Annotated in this window: 9 protein-coding genes and 2 pseudogenes; 2 read left to right on the forward strand and 9 right to left on the reverse strand. The window is 65.3% G+C overall.

From position 1 onward, the window contains the following. Positions 1–960: hypothetical protein (locus QH195_RS11640; protein WP_280435362.1), on the reverse strand; the 960-nt coding region annotated here is incomplete at its 3' end. A 13-nt stretch (positions 961–973) separates the two neighbouring features. Next, positions 974–2,371 carry an MFS transporter gene (locus tag QH195_RS11645; protein WP_280435363.1) on the reverse strand — a complete coding sequence of 466 codons (1,398 nt, stop codon included), beginning with the start codon at positions 2,369–2,371 and terminating at the stop codon, positions 974–976. A 184-nt stretch (positions 2,372–2,555) separates the two neighbouring features. Here QH195_RS11645 and QH195_RS11650 point away from each other — a divergent pair, with 184 nt between their 5' ends. Then, positions 2,556–3,545, forward strand: coding sequence for a LacI family DNA-binding transcriptional regulator (locus QH195_RS11650; protein WP_280435364.1), 990 nt, complete (start codon positions 2,556–2,558; stop codon positions 3,543–3,545). A gap of 285 nt (positions 3,546–3,830) precedes the next feature. Next, the gene (locus QH195_RS11655; protein ID WP_280435365.1) at positions 3,831–6,308 is read left to right on the forward strand and encodes a glycoside hydrolase family 2 protein; all 2,478 of its coding nucleotides are present in this window, start codon (positions 3,831–3,833) and stop codon (positions 6,306–6,308) included. A 467-nt stretch (positions 6,309–6,775) separates the two neighbouring features. Here the strand turns inward: QH195_RS11655 and QH195_RS35230 are convergent. The 7 genes and pseudogenes from QH195_RS35230 to QH195_RS11685 all read right to left on the reverse strand — a co-directional run. Beyond that, positions 6,776–6,946 (reverse strand): annotated as a pseudogene (locus QH195_RS35230) (HpcH/HpaI aldolase/citrate lyase family protein); the annotation flags it as partial. 57 nt (positions 6,947–7,003) lie between these two features. Further along, complete coding sequence (locus QH195_RS11660) at positions 7,004–7,246, reverse strand: NAD(P)-dependent oxidoreductase (protein ID WP_348536880.1); 243 nt, start codon at positions 7,244–7,246, stop codon at positions 7,004–7,006. Between the two features lie 29 nt (positions 7,247–7,275). Further along, complete coding sequence (locus tag QH195_RS11665) at positions 7,276–8,496, reverse strand: IS256 family transposase (RefSeq protein WP_432278483.1); 1,221 nt, start codon at positions 8,494–8,496, stop codon at positions 7,276–7,278. 601 nt (positions 8,497–9,097) lie between these two features. Next, positions 9,098–9,508 (reverse strand): annotated as a pseudogene (locus tag QH195_RS11670) (ATP-binding protein); the annotation flags it as partial. A 200-nt stretch (positions 9,509–9,708) separates the two neighbouring features. Continuing rightward, on the reverse strand, positions 9,709–10,641 hold the full coding sequence (locus QH195_RS11675; RefSeq protein WP_280435367.1) for a Mu transposase domain-containing protein: 933 nt from the start codon (positions 10,639–10,641) through the stop codon (positions 9,709–9,711). After that, complete coding sequence (locus QH195_RS11680; protein ID WP_280435368.1) at positions 10,638–11,006, reverse strand: hypothetical protein; 369 nt, start codon at positions 11,004–11,006, stop codon at positions 10,638–10,640. The genes QH195_RS11675 and QH195_RS11680 overlap by 4 nt, the downstream gene beginning before the upstream one ends. A 242-nt stretch (positions 11,007–11,248) precedes the next feature. Beyond that, a partial coding sequence (locus QH195_RS11685; RefSeq protein ID WP_280435369.1) for a metallophosphoesterase occupies positions 11,249–11,867 on the reverse strand: 619 nt, incomplete at its 5' end.

An 11,867-nucleotide genomic window follows, 5' to 3' on the forward strand; every position in this document is an offset into this window, starting at 1 on the left:
CCACCCCCCCCTGCAATACCATCCCCCCCCGGGGCCACCCCCCGCCCCCCGCCCGCCGCTCCCCCCCCGGGGGCGGGGGTCGACACCACCCTTCGGGAGGAAAGTGGCGACGAGTTCGAGGATGTCGTCAGCGGCAGTGAGCTCGAAGTGGTGCGGTTCTCCGCACTCGGCGAGCCGGCCACCGGACCATTCGAGGCGTACCGAGTACTCGGTATCGTCGAGGGTGCGCCCGAATACACACGACCTGTCCCCAGTGCGCTCCAGCACGGTCCGATGCCGTTCCGGCACAGACCAATCCGCGGTATGGAAGAACCCGGCGCTGGCGTAGGGAAACCGAACGGCGACAGCGGCCTGCCCGGTGGTGAGCAGCGCCGACTCTATCCGGAAGGCCACACGGGCCAGCCGCGGATCGGCGACGGTGGTGACCCGCATTTCCCGTCCCGCGTACGCGAAGGCACTGGTGACTGTGCCGGTCCACAGGTCGAGCTGCTGGTGCGGAACATCGAGGACGGCTGGGTCGTCCACTGCCGGGGTTCCTGGTCGGGGGCGCAGTGCCAGTCCGATCCGGGCCAGGTCGAGGCGGTGCGGGTTGACGTGTAACCACGTCCCGGCGCGGTATTCTTCCGGCACTTCGGCACCGAACACAGCTGCCATATCGAACCGGTCCGGATACTGCACCGGACCGCGCGGCGTCTCGTAGGTGGACAGGGCATCGTCGAGCACGAACCCGTCCGGGTTCGGCATCGAATGCCAGCCCCAGGAGGTCATGGTGGCGGTATTGACCGCCGACCGCCCTGCCGGGTAGGCGGCGGTCTGATCGTGGAACGCGGTGAAGGTCTGCATACCGGTGATATCGGCGGTGAATCCGAAGTCGCCGTTGCCCACCGTCACCGGGCAGGAAGGATCCGGCGTCGTCAGGGTCACGGTGTGCCGCCGGACCACCGACTCACGGTCGATCATCTGTATTCCCTTCTCAGCGGACCGATGTGATTCGAGTAGCGACCAGCACACCACTGAGCACCGCGAGCGCCGCGGCGACCAGGTACAGCAGTGTGTAGTTCTTGTCGTCACCGGTGGCGCCGATGAGCAGGAACAGCGGCGCGATGAAGGGTGCGACGCCTTGCGGTATGGCCGTGGAGAATTGGTAGATGCCGACGTAGCGGCCGGCGTCGGTCTCCCGATCGGGTACGACGTCCAGCATCAGCGCCATATCCACGGACGCGAACAGGCCGAGCCCGAGATTGCCGATGATGACACCCGCGATGATGACCGGCACGCTCGGCGCAAGCGCCATGATGATCGCCCCGACGGCGAATATCGATCCGCCCGCCAGGACGAACACCCGGCGCCGTTGTAGCCGGTCGGAGAGGAAACCACCGCCGAGGGCGCCGAGCATCGTGGCCGGCAACGCACCGCCCGCCATGATCGCGACTATCCCCGACACTTCTTCCACACTGACATCCATGCGGGAGGCGATGAAGAACGCGGTGAATGTCGTGTTGAAGGTCACCGCGAGCATGAACAGGAATTTGCCGAGCCAGTTCCATGCGAAATCGGGAGAACGGCGCGGGTCGAAGGTGAAGGAGCCGACCAGCGAACGAAGGGTCGGTGGTGCGGTCCGGACCTTCGCGTTCCGGGTGTCCGGTTCGGGTACGGCGAGGACGAACAGTCCCACCGCCACCATCGCCACGATGCCGGGAACCAAGAACAACGCGAGCGTGTTGCTGGACAGCGAGCCGGCGATGAGCGCCCCCGCCACCGGGGCCAGATGCTGCACAACACCGAGCATGGCCGATACCCGGCCACGCTGCGTGGGGGCCAGTCGATCGGCCTGCGAGGCCAGCAGAACCGTGATCACCCCGTTGAATCCGGCCTGCGCAATGACCCACCCGAGACAGAGCACCAGGATATTCGGTGATCGGGCCATCACGAGCAGCCCGAGAATGCCGACGACCAGGCCCGCGACGGCAACAGGCCGACGCCGGCCGAACCTGTTACGCAAGCCATCACTCAGCCGGCCGATCAGCGGCCCGGTCAGGACCGCGCCGAGACCACCGGCACCGGCGATATAGCCCAGGTATTCCTCGCGGCCGGGAGCGAGCTGCTCCACCCGGATCGCGAGGGATATCGCGATCGGGGTCACGAACGCCATGTAGACACCGAAAACCGCGAAGATCATCAGCACGACATAGCGGGGACCTGCCGGTGTGATCGTCGCGGACTCACCGGCGGCAGGGCCGGAACGGGCGGGAAGGGGATGATCGCCCGCGGACGGTCCATCCGCGGGCGGCTCTTCGAAAGGAGTGAGCGTCATGAGGACCTCGATGTCGGGATGATTCTGCTCATCGCAGGTGGCCGAAACGTTCGGCACAAGCGCATATGCTGCGCTGACGCGCGTTACAAACGCGCGTTAGTACTGAACCTCAAAACAGAATACACTTCAAGTGAGGCGGCGATAACGGATCGGCCACAACACGTCCGCCACGAACGTGAGATGGGCGCTCGCATGCTCCCCTCGCCGATCATCGAGATCGAACACTGGACAGGCAGGGAATGTGAAGAGGCAAACGACGCGATCCGCCAAACGTGTCACGAGTAGCGACGTCGCCTTCGCGGCAGGCGTCTCCCGCACGACGGTCAGCTTCGTGCTGAACAACCGCGCCGATCAATCGATTTCGGAAGAGACCAGGCAACGCGTCCTCGACGCAGCTCAGCGCCTGGAGTACCGGCCGAACGCGTCGGGCCGAGCCCTGGCCGCGGGACGCAGCGATATCGTCCTGCTGTCCATCCCCGACCTGCCGATGGGCGCCGGAATCAACCGATTCGTCGAGGAACTCGCCGCAGCCCTCGCCGCCCACGACCTGACCCTGGTCACCCACCTCGCCGGAGCGCACGGCACACCATTGCCGGACGTGTGCGCCACGGTCAACGCCTCGGCGGTCGTCGGCTTCTCACCGTTCGAACCCGAGACCGCGGCCGCCTTACGTCGCGCCGGCGCCGAAGTTGTGCTGCCCGAGGGACACCCGGACGAACCGATCATGGAACCGGTGGGCAGGCTACAGGCCGAACATTTGATCGGCCGCGGGCACCGACGACTCGGGTACGCCCTCCCCGGACACCCGAACCTACGAGCGATGGCACAGGAACGCTTGCTCGGCGCACAACAAGCATGCGCCGAGGCCGGGCTCGAGCCGCCCGCGGTGCGCGTGGTGAACCTCGATATCATCGCCGCCACCGAAGCCGTGCAGGCGTGGACACGTGATTCGGTCAGCGGCGTCTGCGCTTTCGACGACGATACCGCCCTCGCCGTCCTCGCCGGCCTGCGCGAGACCGGCCGCAGCGCACCGGCGGATCTCGCCGTGATCGGCGCCGACGACATCCCCGCCGCGGCGCTGGCAGGACCACCGCTGACCACGGTCGTCTTCGATCTCCGGTCGGCGGGACGACGGCGCGCCGAGGCGGTCGTCAGCGCCCTGATCGGCGGACCTCCGCAGTCTTCTCCGGTGTCGGGCCGGCCCTACATCATCGAACGCCGCTCGACCTGAACCCGGCCACTGCGGCGGCCGCAGGTCGCCGCCGACACCGAAGCTGCACCACGGATCGGACCGGCACGATGCCCGGCGGCGGGCCCACTGCTGACCAACCCGGCACCCGAAGCCGCCGCGCACAACGCCTCGACATCACAACCATCTGTGCTAACCTCGCAAGAGGTAACGCGCGTTACCTTACTGTCGGTAATCCTGCCGAGGCCGTTCTCTGAGGCATACACAGTCGCTTCGTTCGGCCGGAACCCGTTCCCCATTCAGAGTTTTCACCGAGGAAGGCAGAGCATGTCGCGCGAGGAGTTCAACCGGAACTGGAGCTACCGCCGGAAGGTGACCCCGTTCCAGGAACTCGGAGGTTCCCATGTCGCGGCATGGACGCCGGTCACCCTGCCGCACGATGCACTGATCGAAGCCGACCGCCATCCCGACGTGCCCGGTGGGCACACCAACGGCTACTTCCCCGGCGGGGCGTTCGAATATCGCAAGACCTTTCCCGTTCCCGAGGACGAGCGCGGCACCCTCGCCTATCTCGAGTTCGACGGTGTGTACCGCGATGCGGTGGTCACCGTCAACGGCGCGCTCGCCGGCCGGCACCCCTACGGCTACTCCCGCTTCGTGGTCCGGATCGACCCGTTCCTGCGGTTCGGCGCGGAGAACGAGGTGACAGTGGCGTGCCGGTCCCACCTCGACAGCCGCTGGTACACCGGCTGCGGTATCTACCGGGATGTCCACCTCATCAGGAAGAACCCGGTCCACCTGGCTGTCGACGGCGTCCGGGTCACGACGCCGGACGTCGACGACGAGTTCGCTCTTGTCGAGGTATCCGCGCAGGTGGACAATGCCGGCACAGTGGCAGCAGCGATCACGGTCGAAGCCACCCTGACCGGCGAGGCCGGCGCCGAGCTCACCCGCGCGACTACACCCATGACGGTCCTCCCCGGCGGGAACGACACCGCACGACTGCGCATGCTGATCCAACGCCCGCGCCGCTGGAGCGCGGAGACACCACACCGATATACCGCCCGTGTCGCGGTGAGCGGCGGCGGCCGGGGCTGGGACGAGGTCGAAATCCCCTTCGGTATCCGAACGGTCCAGGTCGACCCACGCCGCGGACTTCGGATCAACGGCACACCGGTGAAGTTGCGCGGCGCATGCCTGCACGCCGACAACGGACCGCTCGGTGCCGCCGCGATCGGGCGGGCCGAGGAACGCAAGATCGAGTTGCTGAAAGCGGCCGGGTTCAATGCCGTTCGCAGCTCGCACCATCCCGCCGGCAGTGCCCTCCTCGACGCCTGCGACCGACTCGGTATGTACGTCATCGACGAAGCCTTCGACATGTGGATCCAGGGCAAGAGCGACTTCGACTACTCCGCGGACTTCCCGCAATGGTGGGAGCGCGACCTGGCAGCAATGGTGGCCAAGGATTTCCACCACCCCAGTGTGCTGGCCTACAGCATCGGCAACGAGAATCCCGAAACCGGCACGCCCGACGGTGGCCGATGGACCAGGCGCATGGTGCGGGTGCTCCGCGACCTCGACCCCACCCGCCCGGTGACCAATGGCATCAACGGGTTCGTCTCGGCCCTCGACGCCGTGCTCGACGGGATGCGACAGCAACGAACCGCATCCACGGAATCGGCCCCGACCGATGCGCCCACCGGCGCCGGGGTGAACGGGATGATGCACCAGTTCAGCGAACTGATGGGGCAGATCACCGCTTCCCCCGCTGTCACCGAGCGAACCCAGGAGTCGTTCGCCGCACTGGACATCGCCGGAATGAACTATGGCGAATCCCGCTACGAACTCGACGACAAGCTGTTCCCCGATCGCGTTGTCCTGGGAACCGAGACCTGGCCGACGGTGATCGACCGCAACTGGGCACTGGTGCAGCGACTGCCCCACGTCATCGGCGACTTCACCTGGACCGGACTCGACTACCTCGGCGAAACCGGTATCGGACTGATCCGCTACGCGGACACGGCGACCGGTGGAACCGGGTTCTCCCCCGGCTATCCCGGACTCACCGCCAACTGCGGCGATCTCGACCTGACCGGACACCGCCGGCCCGTGTCCTACTACCGCGAGATCGTCTTCGGACAGCGCAAAGATCCCTGGATCGCGGTGCAACCACCACGAAACCACGCAAGGACGATCGCGGTCGCCACCCCCTGGGCCTGGAGCGACACCGTCGCGAGCTGGAGCTGGCCCGGCCACGAAGGCGACCCGGTACACGTCGAGGTATACGCCGACGGCGACGAGGTCGAGCTCCTGCTCGACGGCGAAGTACTGGCACGCAACCCGATCGGCACCGAGCGTGCTTTCCGCGCCGACTTCGAGGTCGCCTACCGGCCCGGCGAACTCACCGCCGTCACCTACCGGAACGGTGAATCGACCGGCCGGACAGCCCTGGCCTCGGCCGGCGAGGCACAACAACTGACGCTGACGATCGACCGCCACGTACTGCGCGCCGACACCACAGACCTGGCGTTCATCGGCATCGCCGTCACCGACGACGCGGGCGTCGTCCACACCGGCGCCGAGCACGAAATCCGGGTGGCTGTGCACGGTGCGGGAGTTCTGCAGGGACTGGGCAGCGCAGCTCCGGTCACCGACGAGAACTTCGGTACCGGTCACCGCCGGACCTTCGACGGACAGGCACTCGCGATCGTCCGGCCCACCGCGCCGGGGAAGATCACTGTCACTGTGGAAGCCGATGCCTGCGCACCGGTGACCGCGATCATCGGAGTCGCGCCTATCTCGTGACCTGCCGGCGCACAACCCGTTCGGCGCCGGAGCACCTCGTTACCTCTTCGATGAGCTCGAGAAGAGGGTCGACTGTCAAGACGGTCGCTTCACTGCAATGTCACTGACCGCGTCATAGAGGGACCATACGGAGCGGGTTCGGGTGTATCCGGGGAATCGTGTGACCTTCGTGTCGTCCACAAACCAGCTTCCCGGCTGGATCTCGCACCACAGCCCGGGCATTCAGCCACACCACCAGGAGTCCGGGACCGGACCACCAGCCCCGAACCCGCCACACCCACATCCTCGACCACCAGCGGCGACAAACCCGAAAACATCGCGCCGACAACGACGCTCACCTCAGCCACCGGGCTCTCGTGCCGCCGTCACCTCACAGGCGCCACCTAAAGTGGGCCAGAGCCCTAAAAAACCACAGTCCCGGCAGTCCCAGCGCTAGGAGCCGATAACCGGAGTCCCGCGCGGCGTGGTTATGTGCTGAGGACGCCGTAGGCGGTGGCGAGGTGGGCGATTCGCTGGGCGCGACCGAGGCGGGGCAGGCCGCTACCGTCGCGGACGACGCGGCCGCGAGCTTCGAAGTCGGTGAGGAAGCGGCGGGCCCAGATTGCTTCCTCGGGAGTGGGGCTCAGGGCGTCGTTGACGCGGCGACCTTGTTATGAGGCAGGCAGAGGCGTGTGGTGTGTTGCGCGGTCATCTGTTCATCCTTCCGGGCGGTCGACGGAATGCGCGGGTTCGCGGCCCGCCAGGACATCGATAACGGCATGCGCAGCCGACAGACCCGCGCGTAAGCGGGCTTCGGTGGTCTGTCCGGCCAGGTGCGAAGTGATGATCACGTTGCCGAGGTCGCGCAGCTGGCTCTGGGCCGGCAGTGGTTCGTGGGCGAGGACATCGAGTGCGGCGCCGGCGATTTCGCCGGTGCTCAGGGCGGAGAGTGTCAGAATTTTTGTGGGCGAAACGGTGAAAAGCCTTGCTAGCCTTCGGTTATCCGCTCACTGTAGAACAGCGCGAGCGTGTTGAGTATATCCTTCCATCCGCTGATCTTTCCAGTGATGTTCGGCCGGTTTTTCAATGGGTTTCGTATGACGAGGTAGAGCACTTTCAGTGCGGCTTGCTCGTTGGGAAAATGCCCACGCCGACGGGTCGCGTGCCGGAACCTGGCGTTCAGACTTTCGACCGCATTCGTGGTGTAGACAAGTTTCCGGATAGGCGCCGGGAACTTCAGAAACGGCGTGAATTGCTCCCAGCTGTTGCGCCAGACCGCGATCATCGCCGGGTATTTCGGCTCCCATTCCGCGGCAAACTCGTCGAACAGCGATTCAGCAGCTTCGACAGTGGGGGCGGTGTAGATGGCCCGGAGTTCGGTAGTGATCCGGCTCCAGTACTTGCGAGAAGTGTATTTCAGGCTCGCGCGTACGAGGTGGACCACGCATTGCTGGACATCGGCCAGCGGCCAGGTGTCGTTGATCGCCTCCGGGAGCCCTTTCAAGCCGTCGCAGCAGACGATCATCACGTCGGCGACGCCGCGGTTACGCAGCTCGCCGAGCACACCGGCCCAGTGTTTCGCCCCTTCACCGCCGGTGCCGACCCACAGACCCAGCACGTCACGCTCACCGGCCAGGGTGACACCGACCGCGACGTAGACCGGCCGATTCACAACCCTGCCGTCCCGGATCTTCACGAAAATCGCATCGATCAGCACCACCGGATACACGCGTTCCAGCGGTCGTGACTGCCATTCATTCATTTCGTCGACAACCCTGTCGGTTACCTTCGAAATCAACTCACGTGAAACGTCTACATCGTAGATTTCCGACAAATGCTTCTGGATCTCTCCGGTCGTCAACCCCTTCGCATACAGCGAAATGATCGACTCGTCGAAACCTTCCACACGCCGGGAATGCTTCGGAACCATCACCGGTTCGAATTCCGATTTCCGATCTCGCGGCACATCGATACGCACCGAACCGACATCGGTATGCACCGTCTTCTGCGACCGGCCGTTGCGATGGTTCCCGTCTCCGCTGACAGTCGAGTCGCCCTTGGAATATCCCAAGTGTTGGTCCATTTCAGCGTTGAGCGCCGCCTCCAGGACGGTTTTCGTGATCTGCGACAGCAATCCACCCGGACCGGCCAGCGACACCCCTTCTTTGCGGGCTTTATCCACCAACTCCTGGGCGATCCGGACATCCAGACCGTCCGCCGGCGACGACCCTTCGGCCGCCGGCACCGACTTCTCCGACACGATGATCCCTTCCGCTGAGGCAGGCCGCCTCAGCCTCTCCGATCACCGTCCCGCCCACAAGATCACTGACAGACCCCGCGGACCTGCGTGTGTTGGCTCTGGGCGTGAATGCCGACAGCGGTTTGTCGTGAATATCGACAACGGTTTGCGGTCGCAGTGCTGCTCCTGTGCGTGAAAATGAACACCACCCGGCCGGTGTGTCGGCGGGTGGTGTCGGGTGTGTTGGGTTCGGGTGCTGAGGAATGGGGAGAAGGTCCGGGAAGCGAGCCGGGTGAATCTGCTGTCCGCCGGATGATGCGGCAACGGTTCCGTCGGATGAAATCACCGCTTCCCGGTGATGACGACCCCGCTTTTTTCCGATAGCCTGCTCTCGGTCGGACAGACTGCCTCGGCGTCCGCGACCAAGGGGGTGGCCTGACAGTGATCTGTAGTCGAACCGGATCGTGGATCATCCGGGGGGCGGCGTGTCACGTTTTATCGCGATACGTCTGCCAGAGCCACCTCCTTCGCCGGGGCGGTGTCGGCCAAACGGAAAGATCCCAGGGTGATGTGTGCCGAGTGCGATGAGCAGGTGCGATTTCCCGGTGCCGGAATCGCCGATCAAGCAGAGCGGCAGGCCTTTGCGGATCCAGTCGCAGGTGGCGATAGTGTGGATCGCGGCGGCGTCGACGCTGGTGTTGGCGTCGAAATCGCACGCCCGCAGTGACTTGTCGTGCGGGAATCCGCCCGCGCGGATGCGGCGTTCGGAGCGTCGGCGGTCTCGTTCGTCGCACTCGGCAAGCAGGAGTTCGGCCAGGAAAGCTCGGTAGGACATCTGGTCGCGGGCGGCATGCTCGGCGGTGTCGTTGAACTGGCCGCGGATCGTGGGGAGTCGTAGAACCCGGCAGGCTTGGTCGATGGCCGCGTCGGCGGCCTGCTCGGTCAGTCCATGGCGGCGTCCGATCGTGGAAGTGGTGGTCATGAGGTGCCTTTCTGGGTTCGTGGGAGGCGGAGCAGCTGGTCGCGGGCTGAGACTCGGTAATCTTGCGGGCTTCCAACGAGACCGCATCAGCGGTCAGCGCTTCGGCCTGCAAGGCCGCGGCCAACGCGTCGACGAACAGGTCGTGAGGCAGGTTGCGTTGCAGCAAAAGCACGTCGATCAGCGCGCGGGTGCCGACGGTGTCACCGTGGGTTTTGCGGGCTGCGACCCACCAGGCTTCGTGGATCGGGGTGAACTTGCCGGCTTGCCGTGCCTGTTCCAGCGTGGTCGCTCCCGGTAATGCACCTGGTTTGCGGAGCAGGCCCGCCCTTCCAGATAGTGGTCGAGTTCGAGCCGAGTACCAGCCTTCGTCGGCAGCCGTTCGTGCCGGGCGATCTCAATCCCCCGTCATAGACGACCAGCTCCGAGGCGTGCAGCAACACCCGAACCGAGCGGCCGATGGACCGGACCGGGACAGAGTACTTGTTGGTGCGGACCGAGACCTGCGAATACCGGTCGACCCGCAAACTGAACCAGCGTCCGGTCTCGAACTCCTCGTCGGGCAACGGCCGCAGCAACCGCTGCTCGACTGCGAACATCTCACCGATCGTGCGCGGACGGGAACCGATCCGCCGATGATCATCAGCAGCGTCAGCGGCATCGGTCATCTCGTTGAGCTCGGCGATCGAGTCCACCTCCGGCACCGGGACCAGATGATTGCGGCGGAACCAGCCCACCTGGCCCTCGACACCACCTTTCTCGTGAGCGCCCTCGATGCCGGGCTGGTAGTAGAAGGCTTCCAGCCCCAGGTGCGACCGGAATATCGTCCAGCGCTCGGCCTCCTTGCGGGCCCGGGTGAAACCGACCACCTGCATCACCGCCGAGCGCAGATTGTCGTAGCGGACCTTGCCGGTAGGGACACCGCCGAGTACCCGCAAGGCGTGCAAGTGGCCTTCGAAGAAGGCTTCCTGACCCGCCGACAGCGACACCCGGTGAACCGCCTTGCCCGAAAACGACATCCGGAAGCAGAACAGATAGCAGGTCACCAGCTCCCCACGGAGCCGGATCGTGACCTCGCCGAAGTCGACCTCGGCTTCCTGTCCTGGTCGATGCGTCTGCGGGATGAACACCTTCACCGGCCTCGGCCCGCGGCGGCCGAGATCTCCGGCTTGCTTTCGCGCACATACCTGCCCAGCACCGAATACGACACGTCGGTCATCCCGTGCTCATCGATCAGCCGGTGATAGATCCGCCGCAGCGTGTGACGCTGTTTACGCGGCGCATCCAGATCCGCCCGCAGGATATCGTCGATGAACGCCGTGAACGGCTCGATCTTCGATCCGCGCGGCGTGTACTTCTTCCGCTCGGCCGGAGCCGACTCCCGCGCCTGCGTCACCGTCCGGAACCCGACATTGTGCTTGCGCTGGATCTCCCGGTTCGACAACCCGGCCCGCACATCACGACGAATCGCCGCGCACAACTCAGCCCGCGACATCGCCATAGGCAATTCCTCATCCGAGCAGCAGGGCCGCCCAGATCCGATCCGACCTCAGCTGGTGAAGCACGATCATCGTGCCACCACAAGCCCTTCGGTGGTGTCGAAATTCGCGATCACGAACATCCCGCTCTGACAGGCGGTGTCGAAATTCGCGTACAACGGTGTCCAGGTTCGCGATCAAAGCCAGTGTGTCGTAGATCCGAGAGACTCCGGATACCTTCGACCCACTGTCGCGGATCGCGACGTCAAGCGGAATGAAGCGTTATCACCGTGATTTCACTGGGCGCGAAGATACGGAAGGGAGGACCCCAGAAACCCGAGCCCCGGCTGGTGTACAGCTGTGTCCGTTCGCCGTGTCGGCTCAACCCGTGCACGGTGGGTTGATCGAGGCGGACCAGGTAGTTGAACGGCCAGATCTGCCCACCGTGGGTATGGCCGGCGATCTGGAGGTCGACACCGGCAACTGCGGACTCGAAAACCTGCTTCGGTTGATGCGCGAGCATCAGCACCGGCAGCCCGGGATCGACGCCCGCCAGCGCATCGTCGAAGTTCGCGCCGTGACCACTCAGTTCCGCCGACTCCGCAGTGGCGTCGTCGACGCCCGCGAGTACGAGGCGGTCACCGCCGCGCTCGACGGCAATATGCTCGTTGTGCAGAGTTTTCCAGCCGATCGAATCCATGTAGTCGAGCCAGCCCTGCGCCTCTCCGAGGTACTCGTGATTGCCGGTGACATAGACCCTGGCGAGCCCGGCCTCCATGGTGGCGAGCGGGGCCGCCTGCCCACGTCGCAGCTCCACGGGGCCATCGGCGATATCACCGACATGGGCCACGATATCGGGACGTAGTTCGTTCACGGCCGCAGCA

Origin of the sequence: Nocardia carnea (genome assembly GCF_029868855.1) — a bacterium.
GTDB classification, from domain to species: Bacteria; Actinomycetota; Actinomycetes; order Mycobacteriales; family Mycobacteriaceae; genus Nocardia; species Nocardia carnea_A.